Below are 25,944 nucleotides of genomic sequence, written 5' to 3'. Positions count from 1 at the left end.
GGTAAGTTCCTTGGCGCCGAACCGTGAGCGGCCCGGAATGTTCCTTTGCAGAGCCCAAAAATTGCGTTGCCGGGTTGCGGATCGAAAATGCAGCGTTCGCGTTGGCGGCCAGACAGCAAGGCAGGGCGATGATCGTCTTCGGTGACCACAAGCGGAAGTGCCGCGCCGGCCGGCTCGCCGAGGCAGCGAGCGCGGCTGCGACCAACATCAGCGCGATGCCGCCGGGCCTCGAGCGGCATTCCGCTCTGGTCAGGCTCTTCGTCAACGTCTCTGAGCTGGTTCAAGGCCTTGCCGACGCGGAGTTCGAGGTCGCAGGAGTCGACCGCAATTCAGCCTCGCAGCAACGCGGCGCACAAATTCTGGTCGCGCTGGCCTCGGAGGTCGCGCGGTCCTGGCGAAGCGGATTTGCCTCTGCCGGTGCGCTTGATTGTGACATATCGGAGATGTTGGCCAAACTGGATCGGCAGGCCGAGATCACAACAGGCGCCGCTGAAGGTTATGCCCATTATGCGCTATATCCCGAAACCTATCTTGCCGCCGCGCAGCAGTCCGGCCTCGACGCCAACACATGCGTCATCGGCCTCCGCAGCATTGGTCTGGGGCTCGCCGCGATGGTCGCCGCCGCTCTCGGCGCGCCGCCGCCCGTTAGCGTGCGGCCGGTCGGGCATCCGTTTGCCCGGCGCATTTCCGCCGCGCCTGATCTGATCGGCCGCTGGCTTATCAGTAAGGCGGCCAGCTATGCTATCGTCGACGAAGGTCCCGGTCTGTCTGGCAGCTCGTTCCACGCCGTTGTAAGCTGGTTGCTTGAGCAGGGCGTCGATCTCGACCGCATCCATCTGTTCCCGAGCCATCGAAACGGCCCGGGCGGAAAAGCAACCGAAGATATCCTCGCCACCTGGTCTCGCTGCCGCATCCATTGCGTGGATTTCGAACGCACGTTCGACGGCCGGACGACTGCGAAACTCGCCGACTGGGTGGTCAAGCTTCTGGCCATGCCCGATGTTCAGTTACGTGAGATATCCGGCGGAGCGTGGCGCCATCATCTGCCTTTGTCGCCAGGGCAGTGGCCGCCGATCTTTGCTGGCTTCGAACGACGCAAATTTCTAGCGTCAGCCGGGGCAGGGCGTTGGCTGGTCAAGTTTGCCGGACTTGGCGAGAGCGGCTTGCATAAGCTGCGCACAGCCACATTGCTCCATGAATCCGGGTTCGGGCCGCCCGTCGCAGGCCTCTGCCATGGTTTCCTGGTCGAGCGTTGGGTCGAGGCGAGCAGGTTGGACGGCGCCGGTGTATCCAGAGAAAGGTTTATCGCATGGCTCGGGCGCTATCTTGGCTGGCGCGGCGCCCATCTTCGGACATCCGAGACGGGTGCTGCGCCCGATGTGTTGGCAAGCATGGCCGTGCAGAATTGTGGAGAGGCATTGGGGCCAAGCAACGCGGTTGAACTGCGCAACTGGTTCGAAGCCCAACCGCTGCCGCAATCCACACATCGAGTGCAGATCGATGGGCGCCTGCACCCATGGGAATTCCTTTGTTGCCCCGACGGTAAACTGCTCAAGACGGACGCTCTCGATCACTGTCGGTCGCACGACCTTATTGGCTGCCAGGGCATTGAATGGGACATTGCCGGCGCCGTTGTCGAATATGATCTTTCGGATCCCGAGCTGCTCCAGCTGACGGTAGGCGCGGAGGCTGCAATGCACCGCGCGGTTGATCGCGAATCGTTGAGCTACATGCTGCCCTGCTATCTCGCTTTCCAATTGGGATTGTGGACCATGGCCGACCAGGCTGAGACCGGTGAGAGCGACCGGCTGCGGCCTCTCATCGAGCGGTATCAGGCGCGCCTGTCCCGCTTTCTGGATCGGACGATGCAGTGAAGTCGCCAGCGCTCAATCGAGCTTGCGCAGCATATCGGCTTCCTGCTCCAGGATAGCGGCTATTTCATCGCGACCCATATGCGTCATCATCAGGCTGACGCAGCATTCCAGATAGGTGATGGAAGCGCGGCGCAAGAACGCTGCCGTTTCCTCGGCCGCGAGCCGATCGATGTCCTTGACACTTCGCTTTTTTGCACCGCTTTGTTCTCCCTGCCGGTTGACGCACCAAACCGGCAGGTCTGGCGGATGTTCCCCGCCGGCGAAACGGAGAGCGCCCCCCGGGACGGCGCTCTCACACGGAAAGGTTCTGCGCCTTACCCGCTACCGAGCTTTTCGCTGCGGTGATTGGCTCGATCATGCCGTCGTCCTGGTCGGCGAAATAGGCGATGGTCGGCAGCAAGCCTTCGCGCAGTGGTACCCTTGGCCGCCAGCCGAGCAGCGTCTTGGCCCGTGTGATGTCGGGCCGCCGCCGCCGCGGGTCGTCCTGCGGCAGGGGCAGGAATGTAACCGTCGAGCGTGTACCCGTCATCTCGCGAACCAGGCTTGCGAGCTCAAGAATGGTAAACTCACCTGGATTGCCCAGATTGATGGGCAGGCGCGGATTGGGGTCGACCTCCATCAGGCGCAGCAGTCCCTCCACCAGGTCGGTGACATAGCAGAACGACCTCGACTGGCGACCATCGCCGAAAATCGTCAGTGGCCGTTTTTCGAGAGCCTGCATGACGAGATTTGAGACGATGCGGCCGTCGGCCGGATCCATTCTGGGACCATAGGTATTGAAGATCCGCGCGACGCGAATATCGGCCCGGTCCGCCCGCAGATAGTCGAAGCAGAGCGTTTCCGCGGTTCGCTTGCCCTCGTCGTAGCAGGCGCGCGGCCCGGTGCAGTTGACATGACCGAGATAATCCTCGTTCTGCGGATGCTGTTCGGGATCGCCATAGACTTCGCTTGTCGAAGCCTGCAGAAAACGGGCGCCTTTGGCGACGGCAAGTTCCAGGAGATTGAGTGTGCCGATCACACATGTGCGCGTGGTGTGAACCGGATCGGCCTGGTAACGGGGGGGCGACGCCGCGCAAGCCATGTTGAAGATGCGATCGACGGGCTCATCGACCGTGACCGGCTGGCAGACATCCTGCCTGATCAGGCGAAAACGCGGCCGCCCGATCATCGCATTTATGTTCTCAAGCCTGCCAGTGAGAAAGTTGTCGACGCAGATCACCCTGTGACCGCTATTGAGCAAGGTCTCGCACAAATGCGAACCGAGGAAGCCGGCGCCGCCGGCAACAAGTACCGTCAGCCTTTGCGTCTTTCTGGATTGCCGCATTGCCTTTGTCTCCTGTCTGCCTGTCATGCTGCACTTTCCACGTCCCGAGCGAGCACCGGACGTGCCTGATTTGGCTGCTTCAGCGCGGAAACGAATTCGCGTGCTCGCGCAGCCCCCGTGTGTTCGGCCAGGACAATCGCCTGAGCCTTGCTTGCCATGCCCAACCTTGCCCGGTCGGATTGTCTTTCCAGGATTGCGATGATGTCTTCGGCACTACCGGCCGTCTCGATCGCTGATCGCGGGAAAAAGCTGTCCAGCCCCGGCCAGCGGTCGCTGATGATCGGTGTAGCGCACGCGGCGGCCTCGAACAGCCGCACGCTGGGTGACCATCCAGCCGCAATCATCGACGCGCGCGTGAGATTCAGCGTGTAGCGCTGGCTGCTGTAGAAGGCCGCGTGCTCGGCAGGCGGCAGATGGTCGATCCGCTCGACATTGTCGGGCCAGACGATGTTTGATGGATATTGCGCACCGGCGACGACAAAGAGTCGCTTCGGTAGCCTGCGCGCCGGCTCGATCAACAGGGTTTCCAATGCCTGCTGCCGGTCCGCACTGTAGGTGCCGAGATAACCGAGGTCCCATCGAATGGCGGTTTCGGTTCGATGGTGGCGCTTGGGATCGACTGCGCAATAGAGCGGCTCGGCGCGCCGCGCCCCGAACTCCGACTTCAGGCGCTCAAGCGTCGGGCCGCCAGCAAAGGAGAAATAGCAATCGAAATAAGGAACCTGACGACGGACCAGATAGTCGCAATCGTTCTGCGCGAGCTTGGCCAGGGTCACCGGTGTATCGATGTCGTAAAAGCAGAACCGCCCCGTGCACAACGAGCTCAAGCTGTCGATTACACTTATCCCTTCGGGAACGAATGATCCCACCACCACAATGTCGGCCCGCTGCAGCTCTCGCTCGTAGCTGCGGCGCAATTCATCGACGGTGTCGTAGTAGCGCAGGGTGCAAAAATCGGGGTCGCGCAGATCCCGGTGGTGTGCATACCATGGCACGTCGCGCTCGAGAAAAGTGACGCGATGGCCGAGCTCGTTCAGGCCCCTTAGCAATCCGCGAAAGGTTGTGGCATGTCCGTTGCCCCAGGACGACGACAGGGAAAGGCCAAGGAACACGATGTCGAGTTGCGTCTTCATTCCGCCGCCTCCGCCTTTTCGCTTTCGAAATGCCGCTTGAAGATGGCGTCCACCAGTTCAGCCCGCAGCGTGTAGGTATGATCGGCAAGAACGCGGCGCAGCGCCGCCGCGCCAATGGCTCGGGCTCTCGACGGCGAGAGCGTGCGCATGATCTCGGCGACGTCGGCGCCGTCTCTTGCGACCAGGATTTCCTCGCCTGGCGTCAAGAAAATCTCGACGCCGAGCCAGGCGTCCGTCACCAGGCAAGCGCCGGCGCCGGCTGCTTCGAAAACGCGAGTCGCCGGCGAAAAGCCGTTGGCTGCCATGCTGTCGCGGCTGATGTTCAAGACCGCCTTGGGCGTGACGTTGAAGACGTTGTGGTCTCTCGTCCCGACATGGCCCAGCCATGTGACATTGGACGGCAGCGGCTTGTCTCCCCAACCCGAGCCGCCAAGCAGGAAGCGCTGGCCCTCCAACGCCCGCGCCGGCTCGAGGAAGAACGCCTCGACGCGCGCCTCACGGTCGGGGAGCCGGTTGCCCAGAAAGGCGAGATCGCAGGCAAAGCGCGAATTGCTGGCGACGGGATGATGCGTCTCCGGGTCGAGCGCGTTGTAGATGGGGATACACTCGGCGGCGCCCAATGCCCGGTATTCCCAGACCACCGGATCGCCCCCGCCATAGGTCAGGACAAGATCGATCCTGGTTAGCGCCTCGTGCAAGGGATGATCCGGATCGTTGCGCAATTCCTCGAGCGTGGCCGGCGCGTCGACGTCCCAGAACACCGTCAATGCATCGGGCCGCGCATGGTCCAGCACCGCACGCAGCAAGACGTCGTCCTCGAAGCCGACGCCGCTTGCCTTGACGACGATGTCGGCCTGCGCGGCGCGTGCGGCGACCTGCATCAGTGCGTGCGGAGTGGCCTCGTAGACGACGACGGTGCACCAGTCCGGCGCTTCGATGTCGCGATGTTTCTGCCGGTCGAAGGCGTCAGGCTCGTAGAAGACGATGTCGTAGCCGTGCTTGGCGAGCGCCTTGAGCAGCCCCCGATAATAGGTCGCCGCGCCGTTCCAATAGGACGAGAGCAGACTGGAGCCATAGAACGCGATTTTCATGCGGCGGCCTCCTTTGCCGGTATCTCTTTGGCCACGTGGCGATTGCCGCATCTGGCCAGGACGTCGAACAGTTCGTCGGCGCGGTGGCGGCATGTGTGCCGCGCGAGAATGGTCTCGATGCCGGATGCGGCCAGCGATCTCGCAAGCTCCGGATCGTTCAGTATGTCGCGGAGGTGCTGGCGCATTTCGGCCCCGTCGCGCGCAAACAAGAAATCCTGGCCGGCCCGAAACAGCCCTTCGGCGTCCGACCAGGGCGCCGAGACAAGGGGAATGCCGCAAGCCAGCGCCTCGAACATGCGGATAGTCGGAATCCCCGGCAGGCTTTCCCGGTAGGGCCGGCGCGGAATGTGCATTGTGACGCGGTGGTGTGCGAACGCCTTCGGCACGTCGGCATTGGCGATCCAGCCTTCATAACGCAGGCCCGCGTCGGCCACTGCGGCGAGAGCCTCCGGTGGATAGCGCACGCCGTGAACCGTTCCCGACAGGCCAAGCTCGCGCGCCGGCTCGATCAGGAATTCCGTGATCTCGGCGCTGCGCTCGTCATCGCCCCAATTGCCGATCCAGATCAGGTCCGATCCCGGATGTATACCGGAGGATGGCTTGACCAATCGGTTGTCGGCCGCCTCATGCCAGGTGAAGACCCGTTTGCCCCACCCGGCGCGGAGATAGCCATCGCGCAGGGCCTCGCCGAAAACCAGGACGCCATCATAGTGTTCGAGGTCCAAGGCCAAAATTGCCTGCGTTGCCGATACCGCCCGGTGGTGCGTGTCGTGGAAAAGAAGGGTGAAGTCGCCGCCATTGGCCCGCGCACGTCCAATGCGCGCGACGAGGTCGGGCTCCGTCCATTCGTGGACGATCACGACATCGGCGTCGGCGACCCAGGCCTCGTGATCGAAGGACGCGTCATAGGTCACCGGCATCAATTCCGGGAAATCCTTACGGAAGCGCTCGATGGCAAAACGTCCTTGTTCGGCCAGGAGGTTGGAGCGGCTCCAGCCGTCCGCCGGCTCCAGCGCGATCACATGGTGTCCGCGCGCGACGAGTTCGCGCATGATGCCGCGCTGGAAATGCGCGTTGCCGTGGTTCCAGTCGGAGACGGCCGAGTGGGTGTAGAACTGGAAATCCATGGCTAGCGTCCCGCGGCGGCCACGGCCGCCAGATCGTAGATTTCGCTCGTCGCGCCGGACTGGGCTGGCAGCGAGAACCTGCGAGCTCGTTCCGCCGCGTGCCTGCCGAGTCGACCCCGCAATTCGTCGTCGCCCGCCAGCCGGGCGATGCAGCCTGCAAGCCCTTGAGCATCGCGTGCCTCGAAGAACAGCGCTGCGCCGTCCCAGATCTCGCGGTAGGTGGGAATGTCGGCGAGAACCAGAGGCGTGCCGGATGACGCGGCTTCAAGCGCGGCAAGCCCGAACGGCTCGTAGATGGACGGCGACACGAAGATGCCTGCTCTCGCCATCATCCGGCGCACTTCGGCATAGCCGACCCGGCCGAGCGCGCTGCAATTGTCGAGCTGGGCACGCTGCCCGTCGGGGCCTTTGAGCGACCCGGCCGCGTAGACCGGCCACGGCGCGATCGCTGCCGCCTTGTCGAGAGCATCGGCGTTCTTGCCCTCGTCCCACCAGCGCGCCGCGGCAAACACGAAAGTATCGCGTCCTTCGGCAGTGCAGCCGGGAATGGCGCCATTGTGGACGACGGACAGTCTTGCGATCGGCCCATAGCAGGCCTGCAGCGCGGTGGCATGGCTTCGGCTCGGCGCAATGACGGCATCGGCCCGTTCGAAACCTGCTCTGTGGCGCTCCCACTGCCAGACCCAATCGCCTGCGATGACGTCGCCGCGCACCGCATGCAGCCATGTCACCACGCAGGAATGCGATACCGCCACGATTGGGCATCGAAGCTCGAGACCAACCGCCTGCGACGGCGCATTGAGATGCACGAGATCGATGGCATGAGCGCTGACGAGGGCGTCGAGTTCTGCGGGCAGCCGGTCGAGGTCGTTCTCGTCGCGGGTCATCCAGTCCGGCGGCGTCCTCAGCCACGCCAGCGTGGCAAAGGAGCGCGCCTCAGCCGCCTGGTCTCGCGACGGCTCGGGTCCCAGCCCCGCCAGCACGATGCTGTTGCCCTCGGCTGCCATGGCGCGTGCCAGATCGAGCGAATAGCGCCACACCCCGCCGACGGCGTCGGTCGTCATCAGAATGCGCCGCGGATGACGGATCAATGACTGCAGCATGTGGCCTCCAACTCCGCCAGGGCACGCGGGCGTTTTTCCTGGATGTCGCTGAAGGTCTCGAAGGAGGCGAGATAGTGCTCGTGAGCACGTTCCCAGGCTAAATCGTCGGGTTCACCCCACAGCTCGCGATAGCTGGGCGAACTCGGATACGGATAAAGCGGCACCGGCTCATTGGCCCAGACGCCATTGTCGATGAGGTGCTTGCGCCAATAATCCACAAGCGCCGGATCGTCCTCGACGACGCCGATCAGATTGGCCTGCACGAAGGGGACATGACGGCGGGCATCGACCAGCAGCGCGGCAAGTTCCTCGGTGCCCAGCCGGCAGCGCTTGGCCAGCATTTCGCGGCCTTCAACGGTGAGACTTTCGAGACCAGCTTCGATCGACACGCAGCCGGCTGCGCCCAGCAACCTCAACAGCTCCGGTTTCCAGAGATCGATGCGGGTCTGCACGCCGAACTGGATGTCGCGATCGACCAGCGCCTCCAGAAGGGCCTTCTGCGGCAGGAAGATCTCGTCGATGAAGTAGATATAGCCTACGCCCTGTGCGATCAGTCCGTCGATCTCGGCCAAGACGGCGTCATGATTGCGGCGGCGATAGCCGTCGCGAAAATCGATCTTGGCACAGAAGCTGCAATTGTAGGGACAGCCGCGCGACGCCTCCACCTCGGCGCCGGCTCCGAGCTGGTTGGCGTCGAACCGATGGTGATGATGCGCATGTGCCGCGATCCACTCGGAGGGCCAGTGCAAGGCAGGGTGGTCGACGAAGCGGCTTGCATGTGTGCCGCCATTGGCGGCGAGCGCGCCATTGGCGAGGCGCGCCGTGTGCGGCACGTTTTCCCAGTCGTGGCGGCGGGCGAGATCGGCCACGATCTCCTCGCATTCGCCTTTGACGACGATATCCACGCCGAGCTTGCGCAGCGTCGGCGCCGGCGTCGCCGACCCATGCGGTCCGACCGCGACGGTGCGGCCGCCGCGTCCCGCGAGATGGCCCAGGAATTCCGCCGGCACCCGCAGCTCTGGCGGCGCGCAGCGCCAGAACAGGTAGGTCGGCGCAGTGGTCACGACGCTCATATCGGGCGCGAAGGCTGCCACCCGCTCGGCAAGCGCGGCGTTGTCAAGGTTTTGCAATTGCCCGTCAAGCATCAGCACTTCGTGGCCGTCGGATTCCAGCATTGCCTTGGAGTAGCCGAGCTCCAGCGGCAGATGCGGCTGGCGGCAGCCAAAATAGATGCTGTGTTCGTATGTCCAGCAGGGATTGACCAAGGCGACTTTCATGCAACATACCTCGCGGCTTGCAGGCCTGGCGCCAGTCGATGCTGCCGCAGCCAGTCGGCGAGGTCGCGAACGCCATCTCGCCATGTGAATTTCGCCTTCCAGCCGAGCGCGGCTTCGATCTTGCGGGTATCGGCAACGAAGAACGGTTGGTCGCCGGTGCGCTCGCGGTCGTAATGAAGCGCGATTTTTCGGCCGGTCATGCTTGCGATCTCGGCCAACAGCATCCGCAGGCTGACAGCATTGCGCGGTCCGCCACCCAAATTGAAGGCTTGGCCCTTGAGATGGTCGATGCCGGCAAGCACGCCGCGATAGGCGGAGACCGCATCGCTGACATGCAGGACGTCGCGCACTTGCCGGCCGTCGCCGTAAATGGTGATGGGGTGGCCGGAGAGCGCGCTCAGCAGGAAATGCGCGACCCAGCCCTGATCCTCGGTGCCAAATTGGCGCGGTCCGTAGATGCAGCTCATGCGCAGCACCGCCGTGCGCAAGCCGTAGGACTTGGCGTAGTCGAGGACATATTGATCGGCCGCCCCCTTGGAACAGCCATAGGGCGTGCAGAAATCGAGCCCGACAGCCTCGTCGACGCCGTGGGCGCGGATGTCATCGTCGCAAGGCTCGTAGCGGTCCCGTGCTTGCCGCACCGCGATTTGCGGCAAGGCGCCATAAACCTTGTTGGTGCTGGCGAAGATCACTGGTGCGCCGGTCTGACGAGCGGCCTCCAGCACATGGAATGTGCCCCTTAGATTGATATCGAGATCGTCCTTCGGGGTGACGAGACTGGTGGTCACAGCCGTCTGCGCGGCGAGATGGAATATCGCCTTCGCGAAGGTCAGCGTGGACGTCATCGCCTCTGCATTGCGCACATCGGCCCGTTCCACGGCAAGCAAGTTGCCATGTTTTTGCGCCAGCCATTGCAGGTTCTGCTCGACGCCCGGGCGGCTGAGATTGTCGATGACCAGCACCGGCTTGCCATCCGACAATAGGCTGTCGGCGAGATTGGAGCCGATGAAGCCGCTGCCGCCGATGATGGCAATGACAGCCTCGCGGTGATGGCTCATGAAACCAGTCCCCGCTCTTCCAATTCCCGCTTCATGTCAGCACCACGGTCGATGGCGACGGTGTTGCGAACCCAGGCGACAAACTCGTCGAGGGAGTGTTCCAGCCGGTGTTCCGGTTCGAAGCCGAGCAATTCGTGCGCTTTTGAAATATCGGCAAAGCAGTTGCGGATATCGCCCGAGCGTGACTTGCCGAGGATTTCCGGTCTCAGGCCGGGCTCGCCCATCGCGTCTGCGAGCAGGCGGGCGACCTCGCTGATTGTGTAGGAGCGGCCGCTGCCGATATTGATGGCGTGGCCCTGCGCCTGACGCTGCTCCAGTGCCAGGCGAAAGGCCCGCGCGACGTCGCGCACATGGACAAAGTCGCGCTTCTGCTCGCCGTCCTCGAAAATCATCGGCCGCTGGCCGTTCGCCAGGCGGGCTGCGAAATTGGCAAGCACGCCGGTATAGGGGTTGGAAAGCGCCTGGCCGGCGCCGAATACGTTGAAGAGGCGCAGCGCCACCGCGTCGATGCCGTAAGCCTGGCCGAAGATCAGCACGGCCCGCTCCTGTGCGTATTTGGTGAGCGCATAGATCGAGGCAAGATCGGCCCGCTTCTCTTCATCGGTGGGCACAGGGGCAAGCCTGTCTCCGCCGTCCGACAAAAGGTCCCACTGGCCACTCTTGATGTCGCTGGCCTTGCGGCGCGCATCGTCGATGCGCCGGCCGTCCGCGGTTTCGTAGAGGCCCTCGCCATAGATGCTCATCGAGGAGGCGACGACGACCCTTTCGACCGGCCGCTTGATCAATGCTTCCAAGATGATCGCGGTGCCGAGATCGTTGGTGCCGACATAGCGGGCGATCTCGTACATGGATTGGCCAACGCCGACTTCGGCGGCCAGGTGGACGACCGCATCGACATTCGACAACGCCTCGACCACGATCTCGCGGTCAAGGACATCGCCCTTCATCAACTCGGCGCCGGCGGGAAGAGTGATGGCCTCAGCGCCATGCACCTGCTCCAGCAGTGCGTCCAGGATGCGCACCTCATAGCCATGTTCGACAAGCTCCTGGGCGACGTGACGGCCAATGAAGCCGCAGCCTCCCGTAACCAGTATGCGTTTCACGATAACTCCTCTGAGATTTGGCTTGGGCAAGATATGGCTTTGGCGCCCCGAACTGTCGGGCAAAAGGTTTGTTCCCTTGCTTCAAGAAAGTTCCTTCGCCCGATTGTGCAACCAGACGGCGCAAGCCCGAACGCAATGCATTGGAACATTGCTCCTTCGCCGCTGTTAGGCGGCTCATCGGCCGACAGCGAGAAAGGGTAAGCGATGTCCGAAGCGAAAAAGACAACCAATCACGAGGAAATCCGCAATTGGGTGGAGGAGCGGGACGGCCGTCCCGCCGTTGTCCGCACGGGCGGCAAGGGCGGCATTCTGCGGATCGACTTCGGCGAGCCTGAAGACACGCTCGAACCGATCGAGTGGGACGAGTTCTTCCGCATCTTCGATGAAAACGATCTGGCTTTCCTGCATCAGGAAGAGTCCGGCAACGGCGGACAGAGCCGCTTCAACAAATTCGTGGAGCGCACCGGCGCCACAAGCTGAGGCGCATCAGCGCAGCCACACCACCATCATCGCCGGCGGAGCCGGCATTTAGCAGGAGTAAGACATGTCGGACAAATCAACTCCCGCCGGAACGTCGCGCCGCACCGTGGTCGGCGGCATGGCCGGCGGCATGCTTGCCGCGCTGGCAACGCCAGCTCAGGCGCAGCAGGCCAACGCGGCGGCGGCTTCCGGCCCGGCCGCGGCGCCCGCCAAGCAGGACCCGACCAAGCAATACCCGCAGCCGCCATTCAAGCCGCAGCAGCAGGACTGGCCGGGCCTCGCCTCCAAAATGGATCCGCGGCCCGATCACGGCGAGAATAGCTACAAGGGTTCCGGCCGGCTGGCCGGCCGCAAGGCGCTGATCACCGGCGGTGATTCCGGCATGGGCCGCGCCGCCGCCATCGCCTTTGCGCGCGAAGGTGCCGACGTCGCCATCAACTATCTGCCGGCTGAAGAGCCCGACGCCAGGGAGGTCGTGCAGCTGATCGAGGCAGCCGGCAGGAAGGCGCTGCCGCTGCCTGGCGACATCCGCGAGGAAAGCTTCTGCCACAAGCTGGTCGAGGATGCGGTTGCCGGCCTCGGCGGACTGGATATACTGGTCAGCAACGCCGCCCGTCAGCACCCGCAAAAAGACCTTGCCGACATTACGACGGAAGCCTTCGACTGGACCTTCAAGACCAATGTCTACGCCATGTTCTGGATCACCAAAGCGGCGCTGAAGCATATGGATGCGGGGTCGTCGATCATCATCACCAGTTCGGTCAACGCCTACGATCCGGACGAGGCGCTGATCGACTACGCCATGACCAAGGCCTGCGGCCAGAACTTCACCAAGAGCCTGGCAAAGCAGGTGGCCAAGAAAGGCATTCGCGTCAATGCCGTAGCTCCAGGGCCGATCTGGACGCCGCTGCAGCCAAGCGGCGGCCAGTTCCCAGAGAAGCTCCCGCAGTTTGGCGCCGACAGCCCGATGGGCAGGCCGGGCCAGCCTGCTGAACTGGCCTCGATCTATGTGCTCCTGGCTTCGCAGGAGGACAGCTACGCGACCGGCCAGGTCTATGGTGCTGTCGGTGGCGGAGGCGGGCCCTGACCGCAAAAGAGGAGCGGCGCCGGACTTCGGCGCCGCACCGTAGGCTTTCTTAGCCCAGCGGTTTGTCGGTGGGGCGAGGCGTCGCCCCTGCCTGGCGAGGGCGGCCGGCATTTCGGTTGGCAATGCGGCTGTCGAGCGGCGATCCGGATGCTTCCTGCGCACCGGCCGTCTTGGGGGCCGTCGGCCTGGCGCCGGCATCGCTGTCTTCGGCGTCGCGGCGAGGATGCGGCAGGCCATCGGCGCCGGGCGACGTCACCGGCGGCCTGGCGCTCTGTTTTGCCGGCATGGGCTTATCCCTGACCATTTGCAATCTCCTTCATCACTCAGCATCAATCGGCCCGTTGGACAGGAGGTTCAGCCGTGCGGGCGCATCACCACTTTTATGCAGCCATCCTCCTTGTCGCGGAAGGTCTTGTAGAGATCGGGCCCGGCGTCGAGGCCAGCCCGATGGGTAATGACGAAGGACGGATCGATATCGCCGTTCTGGACCTTCTGCAGCAGCGGCTCTAGATAGCGCTGCGTGTGGGTCTGTCCCATGCGAAACGTCAGGCCCTTGTTCATGGCAGCGCCGAACGGGATATGGTCGACAAGCCCGATGTAGACGCCGGGCACCGAGATCGTGCCGCCTTTGCGGCAAGAGTAGATGGCCTCGCGCAAGACATGCGGCCTGTCTGTGCCGAGATAGACGGCCGCCTTCACCTTGTCGAGCATGGCATCGAAGCTTGCGCCGGGATCGGACTCCGTGCCGACGCAATCGATGCAGCGATCCGGTCCGCGCCCGTTGGTCATCGACATCAGCGCGTCGTAGATGTTGGAGTTGCTGAAATCGAGTGTCTCCGCCCGGCCGTGCGTACGTGCCAGCGCCAATCGCTCCGGCACCTTGTCGATGGCGATGACGCGCCCGGCGCCCAGCATCCAGGCGCTCTGTATGGCGAATTGGCCGACCGGACCGCATCCCCAGATGGCAACCGTATCGCCGCCCTCGATGCCGGCATTTTCCGCCGCCATGTAGCCGGTCGGAAAGATGTCGGACAAAAACAGCACCTGCTCGTCGCCGATACCGTCGGGCACCTTGATCGGGCCGACATCGGCGAAGGGCACGCGCAGATACTCGGCCTGGCCACCCCAGTAGCCGCCGACAAGATGCGAGTAGCCGAACAGGCCGGCAGGCGATTGTCCCATCACCTTCGCCGCCTCCTTGGCGTTCGGATTTGAGCGGTCGCAAAGCGAGAATAGCCCGCGCTGGCAGAACCAGCATTCGCCGCACGAGATGTTGAAGGGAACGACGACGCGGTCGCCTTTCTTGAATTTGGTGTGGCCGCGGCCGACTTCCACCACTTCGCCCATCGTCTCATGGCCCAGCACATCGCCCGACTTCATCGTCGGCATGTAGCCGTTCATCAAATGCAGATCCGATCCGCAAATGGCGCAGCAGGTGACCTTGATGATGATGTCGCGATCATCCTGGATGGTCGGATCAGCCACCTGTTCACAACGTATGTCGCCTTTGCCGTGCCAGGTGAGGGCTTTCATGTGCTGCTCCCTTGGGATGTGCTGGACAAGATCGATGATGCCGAACTTGCCCGGAGGTGAAATGTTCCGCCGCTGATTAGGCCGCCGGTCTCAGCCCTTGGCGGCCGAGCCGGGCTCGGCCATGCCGCGGTGCTGCTCGGCCAGGGCGCCGGCTGGAGTGACATGCGCCGCCGCGACCTGAAGCTTGTTTTTCCAGCCGCTGATCACCTGCTGCTCGCCGGCCATCATGGCGTCATAGCCGTCCCTGGCGACATCAGCAGGATTATCCTTCTCAGCGGTTCCGACCTTGGTGTCCATCATGTCGGCACGCTCGAAGAACCGCGTCTGCGTCGCGCCGGGCATCAGCACAGTGACGGTAACGCCACTGTCCCTAAGCTCGTGACGCAGTGCGACCGCGAAGGAATCGATAAACGCCTTTGTGCCGTTATAAACCGCCTGGAAGGTGCCGGGCATGAAGCCGGCAATCGAGCCGGTAAACAGGATTCGGCCGCGGCCGTTACGCACCATGCGCTCGCCGAGCTGGCGGGCAAGATAGACTGTGCCGGTGACATTGGTGTCGATGACGCGGCGGACCTGTGCCCAATCCTGGTCGACGAAGCCGCGCCCCAACCCGCGCCCGGCATTGAGAAACAACAAGTCAATCGGGCGGTCACCGATTGCCGCAATCAGCCGATCAGCGCCGTCCTCGGTCGAAAGGTCGGCCTCAACAGCTTCGACCGTCACATTATGCGACTGAAACGCCTCGGCAGCCTGGCGGATCGCCGGCTCGTCGGCCACGACGATCAGGTCATAACCGTCCTTGGCGCAAAGTTTGGCGAGTTCCCTGCCGATTCCGCTTGAAGCGCCGGTTACAACGGCGAGCTTGGCGTCTTCCATTTGATCCTCCGATGACCAGAACAATTCGGAATGAGACCCGAACTTGCGCCGGGCGCGGATGTTCCTTCGACATCGCGCGTTTTCTGAACCAGATGGCCAATCTGCGGAACCAATCACTTTGCCGGGTGTTGCGGCAAAAACGCGGAGCTACGTCATGGGACTGTTTTCTGATTTGGACAAAAAACTTACCGAGAATGTCTACGCTCACGGTAGCGAGCTGACCGACGCAAGCGCCGACCTCTCACAAAAGGTCAAGGACACGGTCGAACTTTTGATGCCACTGATCCGGCCCGAGGCGCGCGAAGCGGTGCGGTCGGAAATCCTCGGCATCATTCATGAACACCTTTATGATGACAATTTGTCTTGAAAGTCCGGTTGGAGGACAGAGCTTCGGGGCGCTGGATGGCTCGCTTCGCTATCGCCCCAGTATCGCAGCGCCAACGAACACGACGGCCGCAATCACCACCAGCGCTGCAATGACCAGCACCGGGCCGCTACTGGCAGGGGATGGCGTGCGCTCATCGTGCGGCGGCCGCATCGCATCGGCGAAGCTTGCCTGATTGGCGAAGGCGGGCGTGCCTGTCGCGGCGGGAACCGGAACGGTGCCTGCGTCTGCTGCTTCGGCATCGGTTTCCTGAGGGGCCGCCGCCGGGTCGAACCCGGGCGTTTTGTCGCTTGTCGTGCCAGATTGGATATCGCCCCTGTTTTCGGCCGGGCTACGTTCAGCGCTCATAATGATTGCTCCTGTGGCGGCTCTCCGAACTGCGAGCTGGTCAGGATGTTCCATCTGGACAACAAAACCGTCCTTGCGCGGCGGTTGTGGCCAAACAGATTTTTTCGAGTCGCTGGAACATTGGCGGACGAGACCAGTTTGGTGTCGCTGCAGATGCCGCCGCCTGGTGTCTGTTGAAGATCGGTGGACAACCTGATCGGCCCGCGCCGAGGCCTTCAAAGGCGCGGGTTTTCACGGTGACAGTACGTTGAGTGGGATGGCGAGAAAGGCGCGTTGGCTTTGTACGAATTCACAAGTCGGATTCAGAACCCGCTGCAGCTTCGAGCGTCTTTTATAGCCCCCAGCTGTGCCTTCGGCAGCTTGCATTCGCAATTAATGGAGCAGACCGGCCGAACTGCTTGCGACCCGTTTCAGGATCGAGTTCAGCCATCGCTCGGTAGACATACCGGCCGGGCGATCATCGCTCTCGCTGATGGCGAGTTCGAGTGTCATTTCGACCAGGCGGTCGGCGGCGCCCGCGTCCGGAAGCATGAGCCTGGCGGCCAGCCGCAATTTCGGCAGCAGCGCCAGCACATCAAGCGGGTCATCCACACTCTCGTTCGAGTTTGTGTCGGGAAAAAGCGCCGCAATAATTTTTCGCCGGTCCGTCGGCTTCACAAGGCTCGCGATATGATCGAGCCGGGAAGGGATGACGTTGCGGTCATAGGCGCTGAAGAAGACGAAGGGGACGCCGCGCTCGGAAAGACGGTCAGCGACCGGAAACACGGACGCGCCGTTCAGGTCGATGTCCAACACAGCGGCATCCGCCTCTTCGGCAAGCACTTGCGCCTCTGCGACGGTGCCCACCGGGCCGAGGATACGCGCGCCCAATCCGGCGAAGTAGCGCGCAATATCGTCAGCCACGAGAAATTCGTCTTCGACAATCAGAATCTTGGCTTCTGCCAGCCGTTGCACTTTGGCTCCTCATCGTCTCGATTTTCGCCAACAATCATCCGCGTTGGAGCGGGCTGCCAGTCCGCAGGCATGCTTACGGCCTTCCTTCGTTTTCAGAAGAGACGCCAACGCTTCGCAGACAAGAGAAATATTGACATTCCCAGACATTGATCAACGCCGATAGCTGCAAGTTGTTCCCGCGCGTCGACTTTTGGAGCCTTGCGGGAGAGCCGGTCGCTATCGGGTAAACAAAGCTTGCGATAGCCGTTCGGAGAGGGCATGCTTTGACATGGACCAGATTGGACGTCATCTGGAGGATTTGCGCATTTTGCAATGCGAACTCCGCGACGAGGCCGAGTTGCTGCGGGGCTTGTCCAGGCGCACGGCGAGCGAGCTCGGCTATTCCAGCGAAGGTCTGCGCGCAATGATCGCGGCGGCGCGCGAGAAAAACCGCTCCGCGCGCCTTGGCCGCGATCTCGCACAGATGCGGCTGCTGATCAAAAACGCTTGACGGCGAAATCCTGTCTGGTTTCCTCAGCAAACCAGCGTGTCAAAGATGTTTGCCGCCTTATGTACAGCGGCGCAATGGGTCGGAGGTGGGGGCTAAGTGTCGCGGAATTCAAGATTGCCGATCGTCGGCATCGGCGCTTCGGCGGGTGGCATCCCGGCCATGGAAGGGCTGTTCAAGGGTTTGCCCGACGCGCCCGGCATGGCCTTTGTCGTTGTCACCCATCTGAGCCCTGAGCGCGAGAGCATGCTGCATGATGTGCTCGGCCGATACACCGCAATGCCCGTGGCGATCGCCGAAGACGGTATGGAAGCGGAGTCTGACAGAGTCTATGTGATGCCGCAAAATGCCGTCCTGACGATGGAAGGCGGTAAATTGCAGCTACGGCGGCCAAGCGCGGCGAGCCGTGAACGCAAGCCGATCGATATTTTTTTCAGCTCGCTCGCCGAGGACCAGGGAGAGTACGCCGTCGGCATCATCCTGTCGGGCGGTGACGGCGATGGCACGCTTGGCGCCAAGATGATCAAGGAACATGGCGGCTTCGTGCTGGCGCAGGCCGCAGATGGTTCGGGACCGCGCAACCCCGACATGCCGCAAAGCGCGATTGCCAGCGGCGTCGTCGACATGGCCGTTGCAGCGGAGCATATGGGTGAGCGGCTGATGGGCTTCGCCCGCGGCTTCCACACGCTTGATCAACTCGCCGAAAGCAATGAGGATGCTTCCGAAAACATCGACCGGGCGCGCGGGGAAATCTACGAGGTCCTGCGCTCCCGGTCAGGCCATGACTTTTCCGGCTACAAGACCAAGACCTTCGTTCGCCGGGTCAAGCGACGCATGCAGATCGGCCAGATAACATCGCTGTCTGGTTATATCGAGCTGCTTCGCAAGGAGCCGCGCGAGGTCACGGCGCTGTTTCGAGACCTCCTGATCAATGTCACCAACTTCTTTCGCGACGCCGATGCATTCGAGCTCCTGGCAAAGAAGATCTTGCCGAAGCTTTTCCAGGGCAAGACCGCGTCCGACACGATCAGGATCTGGGTGCCTGGCTGCGCGACCGGTGAAGAAGTTTATTCAATCGGCATGCTGCTGCGCGAGCATATGGACACTCTGTCGGCAGTGCCGAGGATACAAATATTCGCCACCGACATCGACGAGGCGGCGCTCTCTGTCGCGCGCGCGGCTCGGTATCCCGCCAGCATGCTGGATGGTGTCTCCGCCGAGAGGCGCCAGCGATTCTTCATCAATGAAAGCGAGAGCTTCGTGCTGGCCACCGAGGTGCGCGAACTGTGTATCTTCTCGCCGCACAGCGTCATCAAGGATCCGCCCTTTTCGCGCATGGACATGGTCTCCTGCCGCAATCTTCTCATCTATTTCGGCCCGGATATCCAAAACCGCGTCATTCCGATCTTTCATTATGCGCTGAGGCCCTCCGGCTATCTCTTCCTCGGCACTTCCGAAAGCGTCGGCCAGCACACCGATTTGTTTGTAACCGTCGACAAGAAACAACGCATCTTCAGAGCTCGCGAGGATGTCTTGGCGAGAGCACGCCTTCCGCTTTTGGTTGGCGAAGGCGGCGGGCGGGCCCCAATCCTGTCCGATGGGCGACACGGCAGGACAGGCGAACTCGTCGGTTATCCGCTGCGGCAATCAGTTGAATCGCAGGTTCTTGAACGCCACGCGCCACCGCATGTGGTGGCCAATGCGGAAGGCGACGTCGTCTATTATTCGGCGCGAACCGGACGCTATCTCGAACCGCCGCAGGGTGTGCCCAGCCGTAACCTGCTCCACATGGCGCGGCGGGGCCTCAGGCTCGATTTGCGCGCGGCGCTGCGCGAGGCGGTGGCGACACGCCAGATCGTGCTGCGCGAGAACGTCGTCGTCGACGGCGAGGAGGACCGCGTGCAACGGGTAACCATCACCGTAGAGCCTCTGCCGGACCGCGGCAGTGGCGAGCCGTTCTATCTCGTGCTGTTCCAGCCGGTTGGGGCCTCCCGTGACAAGTCGGAAGTCGAGCGCGGCAGCGGCCATCCCGACGACTTAGCCCATCTCGAGCGCGATCTGCGCGAAACCCGCGAGCGCCTGCAATCGACCATCGAGGAATACGAAACGGCATTGGAGGAGGTGAAATCCTCCAACGAGGAGCTGGTTTCTGTCAATGAGGAGGCGCAGTCGACCAATGAGGAGCTGGAGGCCTCCAAGGAGGAGATGCAATCCCTCAACGAAGAGCTGAACACGATCAACGCCGAACTGTCCGGCAAGATCGAGGAGCTCGACCACGCCAACAGCGACCTTAAGAACCTGTTCGAGAGCACTGATATCGCAACGGTGTTCCTCGATCGCGAGCTGGTGATCCGCAGCTTCACGCCGGCGGCCTCGTCCTTCTTCAATCTGCGCCCGTCCGACGTCGGCCGCCCACTTACCGAGCTTTCCAGCCAGCTCGACTATCCCGAAATGCGCGACCAGATCGCAACGGTTTTCGAGACCGGCGAGCCGGTCATTCATCATCTGGCGCGCGATAGGCGGGGCTTATTTTTCATGGTTCGTCTCATTCCCTATCGCGACAAGGGCGCGCGCATTCAGGGCGTGGTGGTGACGCTGGTGGATGTCACTTCGCTGGCCGAAGCCGAGGAGCACCAGAACGTGCTGATCTCGGAGTTGAACCATCGCGTCAAGAACATGCTGGCCGTCATCACGAGCATTGCCAACCGCACGGTGGAGACTTCTTCGACCAAGGAGGAATTTACCACGTCACTACTCGGGCGGCTCCATGCCATGGCGCGCGCCTACGGAGCGCTGTCACGGGAGAACTGGACGGAAGTCTCGATCGAGGAGCTGGTCGACCAGGAAGCCGCGCCTTTCGGCCGCCCGCGCTTTTCGCTGTCCGGCCCGTCGGTCAAGCTCAAGCCGCGACAAGCGCTGTCACTCGGCATGGTGATGCACGAACTGACCACCAACGCGGCCAAGTACGGCGCGCTGTCCAAGGAGGACGGCAAGGTGGATGTCGAATGGTCGCTTCGCGATGAGAAACTCAGCCTGGCCTGGGAAGAAATCGATGGGCCGCCCGTCACCCAGCCAAAGCAGGGCGGTTTTGGCCTTTCGCTGGTCAAAGGCGAAATCGAATACCGTCTCGGTGGCACGGCTGAAACATTCTTCGAGCCAACGGGTTTGAAAGTAAGGATATCTTTTCTTCTCGATCGGAAGGCCTGACCCTTTGGCAGCCGCTCTGCGCATCCTCATCGTGGAAGACGAATGGCTTATCGCCGCGGACCATGCGGAGCATCTGCGACGGGCAGGGTGCGAAGTCGTCGGGCCTGTGCCTTCAGTCGAAGCGGCGCTCGACAGCATCGCACGGGAACAACCGGATTCCGCGCTTCTGGATGTGCAATTGAATGACGAGACGAGCTACGTGCTGGCCGACACGCTGCGAGAAAAGGGGATCCCGTTTGCTTTCGTGACCGGCTATGGCGATTCTTCCCTGCCGCCTCGTTTCGCAAAGGTGGCGGTGCTGCAGAAGCCCACGAACCAAGCCCTGTTGGCGGCAGTGGTCTTGAAGCTCGTCCAACAAGTATCGACGCCGAAGGGCAGGTAGAGCTCGTCGACCCGGTGAATCCTTTTCAGCGCGACGCGCTTAGCCCCCAGGTCTGTTGATGGTTGGGGCGGAGCCAAAACCAACCGTCGGGTCAGGGACAACCGGACCGCGCTCGGCTTCCGAGCTTTCGGATTCGACCTCCTGCACCGCTTGGTCCCAATGCTCCTGCTGGCGCCCTTCGGGGTAGCCTTCGCGCTCCCAGATTTCGTGGGCGCGGCGTCTGATGCGCTCTTCCCTGTCCATGACCGATCCTCCGTTGCGTTCCCTAATCCCGGGCATTGATGTTTGTTCCACGCCAGGGTCGAACGGCCTTGGTGCGGGAACGCTCTTGCCAGGTGAGGGTTGTTGTTCATCGCAGTCAAACCGGAGAGACGTCATGAGCAATCAGGAAAACCGCCGCGAGACGGGCGCCAGGAAATACCCCGCAAATAACGATCCCGATCCGGCCGATGAGTTCTCCCAGGATGCGGCAGGCAATAAGGAGCCCGCTGGGGGAATGGGGCTCACCCGCAAGCAAGGCGAGGTCGAGGACAAGACCCATCAGTCGGACGGTCAAAACCCGCCGCGGCGCGCAACACCCAGCCCCGCAACGCAAAAGACCTCCGGTGCCGGTCCATCGATCGCGGAGCATTCCAAGGACGCCAAGGCGCCCAAGACCGGCCGCCAGCCGGGAGCTTATGTAAAGGACTGAATACGGCGCGACCGCACGCGTCCTGCCCGGCAACAAAAGGCCCGCCGAGATCGGCGGGCCTGTTTACATGCTGCGAGTGGGACAACGGGCGTACCGCGAGGGGCGGTGCCGCCTGGCCGACGGCAGAATTCTACTTATTGCAGTTCTGCTTGGTGGACGTCGTGGCGCCGCTTGCGGTGTCGGTATCGTTCCCTGCTGCATCCTTGCAGCGGTCCGTCATCCCGTCCGTATTGGTCGTGCTGTTGGTGGCTTTCGGATCGGCTGGTGCGGTGCCACTGTTGGTGCCGGTACCGCTGTTGGTGCCGGTGCCACCGTTGCCGGTACCCGTCGTTGTGCCGGTACCATTGTCTCCACTTCCGGTACCGCCGGATCCGGACTGCGCCATGACCGAGCCCGCGAGAGCGAGCGCGAGAGCAGATGCCATGAGAAGTTTGATCATCGAAGTCTCCTGAGTTGATCGCCTGATTGCGATACAGCCCGAACCTCCGGCAGTTTGACATGTTCCCAGACTACTTGACGTTGCGACCGATATTTCTCAGGCGGGCCCAGGTCGCTTCGTCACTGAATGCCCTTCATGATCGTCGGCATCGGCTGTCCTATTCGCCGGCCTCCATCATCGTCTTGGCCGGCTCGCGCGCGACATTGTCCGCGATGCGCTCGTGCCCAGGCGTCTCAGGCAGCGCCTTGCGGAAATTTTTTGCATAATTCGGCGGCATCATCGGCTCGTAGGCATCCACCAGCGCCTGGATAATGACCGGCCCCTGCGTGGCGAAGGCTTCGTCGAGCACTTGCGTCACCTGATCCGCGCTCTCTATGCTGAAGCCTTTGCCGCCCATCGCTTCGGCCGCCTTGGCGAAATCGATCGGCTGCAATTCGCAGCCGAATTGCGGGTTGCCGAGGAACATCATCTGCTCCCAGGCGATCTGGTTCAGCATGTTGTTCTTGATGACCAGAACTTTCAGCGGGATGCGGTAGCGGACAGCCGTCGAAAATTCGCCGAGCTGCATGGCAAGTCCGCCGTCGCCGACAATGGCGGCGATCGGCCGGCCCGGGAAGGCAATGCCGGCGGCAATCGCATAGCTCAGGCCGCATGCCATCGAGGCCAGCGCGCCGGAGACGCCGAAGGCCTGACCATGATGCAGGTCGACGTGCCGCGCAGCCAATTCGGTGTTCTGGCCTGAATCGGCAGCAAGCACGGTGTTGCCGGCCAGCCGCTCTCCAAATGCACGGGCGACAAGCTGCGGTTTGAGCGGATGCGACTGGCCATCCTCCGATTGCCGCATCATCTCACGCCATGTCCGCATCGACGCCTGCGCCTCGGCCAGGAACCGGCTGTCGGCCTTTCGGGTGAGCCTGCGGTTGAGCGCGGCGAGTGTTTCCCTGGCATCGCCAACCAGGCCCGACTCCACAGGGAAGCGCAAGCCGATGCGCTGTGCGTCGCAGTCGATCTGCACGCCGCGCGCCTGGCCCGGGTTCGGATAATATTCGATATAGGGAAACGTCGAACCGACAATCAGCACGGCGTCGCAGGTTTCCATCGCTTCCTGCGATGGCAGGGTGCCCAGTATCCCAATGCCGCCGGTGGTATGAGGGTGATCGTCAGGCAGCACCGCCTTGCCGAGCAGCGCCTTGATGACCGGCGCCTGCAACAAGGTCGCGGCTTCCTCAAGCTCCGCCGCCGCGCCCATCGCGCCGCGCCCGGCCAGGATCGCGACGCGCGCCGCGTCGTTCAAAATGGCTGCCGCCCTGTCGAATTCCCCATCCGTGGGCAAGCAGCGCGGCGCAAACATCCCTTGCGGCGTGTGCGCCGGCCGGTTGCGCTTGGAGCGCATGGAAGCGTCCGAAGGCTGTTCCTGAATGTCGCTGGCGATCGAAAGGTGGGCAACGCCCTTGCGTGACAGCGCCGTGCGGCAGGCAAGGCTGGCCACATTCTCCATGTGCGCCGCGTCAGAGACCTGCGCATTGTAGACGGCGACGTCGTTGAAGACGCGTGTCAGATCCACGTCCTGCTGCGTGAACGTCTCGATGAGGTCGTGAAACTGCATGCCGGTGATGGCGAGCACCGGCGCCTGATCGAGCTTGGCATCGTATAGCCCGGTCAGGAGGTGCGTGCCGCCGGGGCCTGATGTTGCCAGGCAAACGCCCAGCCTTCCGGTCCATTTCGCATACGCGCACGCCATGAAGGCTGCCGATTCCTCGTGCCGCACCTGGATGAAGGATATCTTTTCCTGCTTGCGCCGCAGAGCCTCCATGATGCCGTTTATGCCGTCTCCCGGAAGGCCGAACACAACTTCGACGTTCCAGGCTATCAAAGTGTCGACGAGAATTTCCGCTGCGTTGGACATGGCGAGGCTCCAGGCATTTGGCGAGGCTTCAGCAATTGAGGCTCCAATTTGTCCCCGAACCGGCGGGCCGGCAAATGGTTCCCGACAACCGGCGCTGCCTGCTCAACGCCGAACACCCGCCAAGCCTCCGAGGCCAAAGTGCTATTTCGAACAGGAGAGCCAGCAGCGGCCGGGCGTCCTAAGTCGGGTACGGCCAAACTCCTTCCTGCCATGCAGGAACTGCGCGATCCGGAGAGAAAGCCGCCGATCGGTGGAACATTCGGGCATCGTGCCGGTTTGACGACAGATCGCTCCCCCTCAAGCGATCCCGGGTCCACTCGGATCCATCAGGCCCGTTGCCCAAAGCAACGGGCCTTTTGTCACTGGGGAAAATGCTTCAGGCGGTCCAGGAACAATAGAACGGGCGCCTGGTTTCCTTCGGATAGGCACTATTGCAGCAAGGAGAGACGACTATGAGCGAGGCCCTGAAAACCACAAATCACGAAGTGATCCGGGCGTGGATAGAAGCGCGTGAAGGCAGGCCTGCTGTGGTGCGAGATTCAGCCAAAGGCGCCACTCTGCGGGTCGACTTCGGTGAGGATGGCGAGCGAGTGCAACCTGTCGAATGGGATGAGTTTTTCCGTATACTGGACGGAAATAATCTGGCTTTTCTGCACCAGAACCCGACGGAGAGCGGCGCCACCAGTCGCAGCAACGAATTTGTCGACCGCAATTGACAGGTCCGGCTACTGCCTCGCCTGATTATTGATTGCCGGGCATTTCATTGTTGCTTTGCGGATCCTTGCGGATACCAGCGGCCGGCGACGTGTCCTGCGGCGCGTTGCCGCCCTGGTTTTGCTCCGGCGCCCGCTTCAAAGGCGACGTCGGCCAGCCCCGATCGACATAAAGGAAGGCCCAGTAGCAGAGCGCCAAAACCACTGCAGTCATTAGAAGCGACAATAGCAAGCGTTTCACATCGATCTCCCGAGAGTCTGCGGCGAGGCGAGTGCCGGCGGCGCAAACAATGTGCGCGTGTTCTTGATCCCGAGCTCCTTTGCCAACCGGGTGGAATCGAACATCGGCAGTGAGCTTTGTTCCCCAAGGGCCCGTTCATTCGGCATCGGCGCCCTCGTCGGTACGATGGGACTTTGTCACCGCTTTTCGACAAGCCTGGACATCTTGAGAGGGACGGTCCTGCCTTCGTAACCGTGATCCGCGATCATCAGTGCTACCGCTTCTTCCGTGCACAAGCCGCACCTGCGGGCAAAATACTGCGCCTCGGATACGATGCCCGCACTTACCCGCTGGCATTTTTCCCGTGCACTTACCCGCTGGTATTTTTTGTCTTCGGATTTCTTCGCCTTGCCCATTCCAGCCTTCTTGCCCAGCATCTGGCACGATGCCGGTTTTGCGAATGTGGGCGCCTAACTGGCGAAACTGCAAAATGATCCATGGACTTTCGGGTTTCGACGCGAACCGTGGACGGCAGTGGTTTTGCAGTGGCCGGATGGCGGAGTCCTGTCGGCTGATGGTTCCAGGTGGCATGGATTGCTTCCCGGGACACGGCTCGAAGAGCGTCTTGCCGTCCGCCGGGCTGGAAAATATTTGAAAGTGACTCTGGCCGCAAATGGCATACTCTGCCTTCAACTGGCGAGCGGCTGTCGACGGCTTCGCCAAAGGGAGGCTGCCATGCGAAAACCCTTGGCTCTCATTGTGGAGGACGAGGCCTTCATCGTCGCCGACCTTGAGGCTTCGCTGAAGCGCGCCGGCTTCGCTGTATCCGCCGCTGCTTCATGCGAGCGCACGAGAGAGATTCTCTCATATCTACAACCGGATATCGCGATCCTGGATATCATTCTACGGGACTGCGATAGTGGTGAGATCGCGGAGCAGCTGGCTTTGCGTCAAATACCCTTTCTTGTTTACAGCGGCACAGATCTTGATGGCAGGAGCGAAGCTTTCAAAGCCGGCAAATTCGTGGGCAAACCGGCTAATACATCAGAGCTTGTCAGGCTGGCGGTGTCATTGACGGCTCGGTAACAGGTCGCGGTCGGCGTGAGTGTCCTTCAGAACTTCTCGTCTCCGGTCGAAGCGTCCCGA

General features: G+C 62.3%; 28 protein-coding genes. 10 read left to right on the top strand and 18 right to left on the bottom strand.

Features of this window, described 5'->3' with window-relative positions:
- The first annotated feature begins 23 nt into the window (after positions 1–23).
- A complete protein-coding gene (locus FJ967_RS27415; protein ID WP_246675404.1) occupies positions 24–1,874 on the top strand; it encodes a hypothetical protein in 1,851 nt (616 codons plus the stop codon).
- A gap of 12 nt (positions 1,875–1,886) precedes the next feature.
- On the opposite strand, the gene FJ967_RS34040 is transcribed toward FJ967_RS27415, so the two are convergent.
- The 9 genes from FJ967_RS34040 to FJ967_RS27370 all read right to left on the bottom strand — a co-directional run bounded on the left by FJ967_RS34040 (position 1,887) and on the right by FJ967_RS27370 (position 11,090).
- The gene (locus FJ967_RS34040; RefSeq protein WP_281405691.1) at positions 1,887–2,009 is read right to left on the bottom strand and encodes a hypothetical protein; all 123 of its coding nucleotides are present in this window, start codon (positions 2,007–2,009) and stop codon (positions 1,887–1,889) included.
- Positions 2,010–2,166: 157 nt separating this feature from the next.
- Positions 2,167–3,198, bottom strand: a complete 1,032-nt coding sequence (locus FJ967_RS27405) for a UDP-glucuronic acid decarboxylase family protein (RefSeq protein WP_140735433.1) — start codon at positions 3,196–3,198, stop codon at positions 2,167–2,169.
- 23 nt (positions 3,199–3,221) lie between these two features.
- Positions 3,222–4,331 (bottom strand): glycosyltransferase, encoded by a 1,110-nt coding sequence (locus FJ967_RS27400; RefSeq protein ID WP_140735432.1) that lies wholly within the window; start codon positions 4,329–4,331, stop codon positions 3,222–3,224.
- Positions 4,328–5,422 (bottom strand): glycosyltransferase, encoded by a 1,095-nt coding sequence (locus FJ967_RS27395; RefSeq protein WP_140735431.1) that lies wholly within the window; start codon positions 5,420–5,422, stop codon positions 4,328–4,330. The genes FJ967_RS27400 and FJ967_RS27395 overlap by 4 nt, the downstream gene beginning before the upstream one ends.
- Complete coding sequence (locus tag FJ967_RS27390) at positions 5,419–6,549, bottom strand: glycosyltransferase (RefSeq protein WP_140735430.1); 1,131 nt, start codon at positions 6,547–6,549, stop codon at positions 5,419–5,421. The genes FJ967_RS27395 and FJ967_RS27390 overlap by 4 nt, the downstream gene beginning before the upstream one ends.
- 2 nt (positions 6,550–6,551) lie before the next feature.
- Positions 6,552–7,652, bottom strand: a complete 1,101-nt coding sequence (locus tag FJ967_RS27385; RefSeq protein ID WP_140735429.1) for a glycosyltransferase family 4 protein — start codon at positions 7,650–7,652, stop codon at positions 6,552–6,554.
- Entirely contained in the window at positions 7,637–8,929 is a 1,293-nt protein-coding gene (locus FJ967_RS27380) for a TIGR04295 family B12-binding domain-containing radical SAM protein (RefSeq protein WP_140735428.1), read from the bottom strand. Before FJ967_RS27380 ends, FJ967_RS27385 begins: the two co-directional genes overlap by 16 nt.
- Positions 8,926–9,987 carry an NAD-dependent epimerase/dehydratase family protein gene (locus tag FJ967_RS27375; RefSeq protein ID WP_140735427.1) on the bottom strand — a complete coding sequence of 354 codons (1,062 nt, stop codon included), beginning with the start codon at positions 9,985–9,987 and terminating at the stop codon, positions 8,926–8,928. Before FJ967_RS27375 ends, FJ967_RS27380 begins: the two co-directional genes overlap by 4 nt.
- On the bottom strand, positions 9,984–11,090 hold the full coding sequence (locus FJ967_RS27370; RefSeq protein WP_140735426.1) for an NAD-dependent epimerase/dehydratase family protein: 1,107 nt from the start codon (positions 11,088–11,090) through the stop codon (positions 9,984–9,986). Before FJ967_RS27370 ends, FJ967_RS27375 begins: the two co-directional genes overlap by 4 nt.
- Positions 11,091–11,294: 204 nt before the next feature.
- Here FJ967_RS27370 and FJ967_RS27365 point away from each other — a divergent pair, with 204 nt between their 5' ends.
- Both FJ967_RS27365 and FJ967_RS27360 read left to right on the top strand, forming a co-directional pair.
- Positions 11,295–11,570 carry a hypothetical protein gene (locus FJ967_RS27365; protein WP_140735425.1) on the top strand — a complete coding sequence of 92 codons (276 nt, stop codon included), beginning with the start codon at positions 11,295–11,297 and terminating at the stop codon, positions 11,568–11,570.
- Positions 11,571–11,634: 64 nt separating this feature from the next.
- Complete coding sequence (locus FJ967_RS27360) at positions 11,635–12,657, top strand: SDR family oxidoreductase (RefSeq protein WP_140735424.1); 1,023 nt, start codon at positions 11,635–11,637, stop codon at positions 12,655–12,657.
- A 49-nt stretch (positions 12,658–12,706) separates the two neighbouring features.
- On the opposite strand, the gene FJ967_RS27355 is transcribed toward FJ967_RS27360, so the two are convergent.
- From FJ967_RS27355 to FJ967_RS27345, 3 genes are all read right to left on the bottom strand, one after another.
- Complete coding sequence (locus tag FJ967_RS27355) at positions 12,707–12,943, bottom strand: hypothetical protein (RefSeq protein ID WP_140735423.1); 237 nt, start codon at positions 12,941–12,943, stop codon at positions 12,707–12,709.
- 68 nt (positions 12,944–13,011) lie between these two features.
- Complete coding sequence (locus FJ967_RS27350; RefSeq protein ID WP_140735422.1) at positions 13,012–14,190, bottom strand: zinc-dependent alcohol dehydrogenase; 1,179 nt, start codon at positions 14,188–14,190, stop codon at positions 13,012–13,014.
- A 90-nt stretch (positions 14,191–14,280) separates the two neighbouring features.
- Positions 14,281–15,066: an SDR family NAD(P)-dependent oxidoreductase gene (locus tag FJ967_RS27345; protein ID WP_140735421.1), complete on the bottom strand. Its 786-nt coding sequence runs from the start codon at positions 15,064–15,066 to the stop codon at positions 14,281–14,283.
- Between the two features lie 154 nt (positions 15,067–15,220).
- Here FJ967_RS27345 and FJ967_RS27340 point away from each other — a divergent pair, with 154 nt between their 5' ends.
- On the top strand, positions 15,221–15,433 hold the full coding sequence (locus tag FJ967_RS27340; protein WP_140735420.1) for a hypothetical protein: 213 nt from the start codon (positions 15,221–15,223) through the stop codon (positions 15,431–15,433).
- Positions 15,434–15,481: 48 nt separating this feature from the next.
- Here the strand turns inward: FJ967_RS27340 and FJ967_RS27335 are convergent, their stop codons facing one another.
- Positions 15,482–15,799, bottom strand: a complete 318-nt coding sequence (locus FJ967_RS27335) for a hypothetical protein (protein ID WP_140735419.1) — start codon at positions 15,797–15,799, stop codon at positions 15,482–15,484.
- A gap of 372 nt (positions 15,800–16,171) precedes the next feature.
- Entirely contained in the window at positions 16,172–16,753 is a 582-nt protein-coding gene (locus FJ967_RS27330; protein WP_140735418.1) for a response regulator, read from the bottom strand.
- 268 nt (positions 16,754–17,021) lie between these two features.
- Between FJ967_RS27330 and FJ967_RS27325 the strand changes: the two genes are divergently transcribed.
- The 3 genes from FJ967_RS27325 (at position 17,022) to FJ967_RS27315 (ending at position 20,829) form a co-directional block, all read left to right on the top strand.
- Positions 17,022–17,243: a hypothetical protein gene (locus FJ967_RS27325; protein WP_140735417.1), complete on the top strand. Its 222-nt coding sequence runs from the start codon at positions 17,022–17,024 to the stop codon at positions 17,241–17,243.
- 114 nt (positions 17,244–17,357) lie between these two features.
- Positions 17,358–20,447: a CheR family methyltransferase gene (locus FJ967_RS27320; RefSeq protein WP_281405690.1), complete on the top strand. Its 3,090-nt coding sequence runs from the start codon at positions 17,358–17,360 to the stop codon at positions 20,445–20,447.
- A gap of 4 nt (positions 20,448–20,451) precedes the next feature.
- Positions 20,452–20,829: a response regulator gene (locus FJ967_RS27315; RefSeq protein WP_140735415.1), complete on the top strand. Its 378-nt coding sequence runs from the start codon at positions 20,452–20,454 to the stop codon at positions 20,827–20,829.
- A 39-nt stretch (positions 20,830–20,868) separates the two neighbouring features.
- Here the strand turns inward: FJ967_RS27315 and FJ967_RS27310 are convergent, their stop codons facing one another.
- Complete coding sequence (locus tag FJ967_RS27310) at positions 20,869–21,072, bottom strand: DUF2934 domain-containing protein (protein WP_140735414.1); 204 nt, start codon at positions 21,070–21,072, stop codon at positions 20,869–20,871.
- A 133-nt stretch (positions 21,073–21,205) separates the two neighbouring features.
- Here FJ967_RS27310 and FJ967_RS27305 point away from each other — a divergent pair, with 133 nt between their 5' ends.
- A complete protein-coding gene (locus FJ967_RS27305; protein ID WP_140735413.1) occupies positions 21,206–21,520 on the top strand; it encodes a hypothetical protein in 315 nt (104 codons plus the stop codon).
- A 130-nt stretch (positions 21,521–21,650) separates the two neighbouring features.
- Here FJ967_RS27305 and FJ967_RS27300 read toward each other — a convergent pair whose 3' ends face one another.
- Both FJ967_RS27300 and FJ967_RS27295 read right to left on the bottom strand, forming a co-directional pair.
- Complete coding sequence (locus FJ967_RS27300; protein WP_140735412.1) at positions 21,651–21,959, bottom strand: hypothetical protein; 309 nt, start codon at positions 21,957–21,959, stop codon at positions 21,651–21,653.
- Positions 21,960–22,116: 157 nt separating this feature from the next.
- A complete protein-coding gene (locus FJ967_RS27295) occupies positions 22,117–23,865 on the bottom strand; it encodes a thiamine pyrophosphate-dependent enzyme (RefSeq protein WP_140735411.1) in 1,749 nt (582 codons plus the stop codon).
- 452 nt (positions 23,866–24,317) lie between these two features.
- On the opposite strand from FJ967_RS27295, the gene FJ967_RS27290 reads away from it, so the two are divergent.
- Positions 24,318–24,581 carry a hypothetical protein gene (locus FJ967_RS27290; protein ID WP_140735410.1) on the top strand — a complete coding sequence of 88 codons (264 nt, stop codon included), beginning with the start codon at positions 24,318–24,320 and terminating at the stop codon, positions 24,579–24,581.
- Positions 24,582–24,995: 414 nt separating this feature from the next.
- On the opposite strand, the gene FJ967_RS27280 is transcribed toward FJ967_RS27290, so the two are convergent.
- Positions 24,996–25,235, bottom strand: coding sequence for a hypothetical protein (locus tag FJ967_RS27280; protein WP_140735409.1), 240 nt, complete (start codon positions 25,233–25,235; stop codon positions 24,996–24,998).
- 298 nt (positions 25,236–25,533) lie between these two features.
- Between FJ967_RS27280 and FJ967_RS27275 the strand changes: the two genes are divergently transcribed.
- Positions 25,534–25,884 carry a response regulator gene (locus FJ967_RS27275; RefSeq protein WP_140735408.1) on the top strand — a complete coding sequence of 117 codons (351 nt, stop codon included), beginning with the start codon at positions 25,534–25,536 and terminating at the stop codon, positions 25,882–25,884.
- The last annotated feature ends 60 nt before the right edge of the window (positions 25,885–25,944 follow it).

Source organism: Mesorhizobium sp. B2-3-4 (assembly GCF_006442315.1).
Lineage (GTDB): Bacteria > Pseudomonadota > Alphaproteobacteria > Rhizobiales > Rhizobiaceae > Mesorhizobium.
This window is presented reverse-complemented; position numbering and strand designations above follow the sequence as displayed.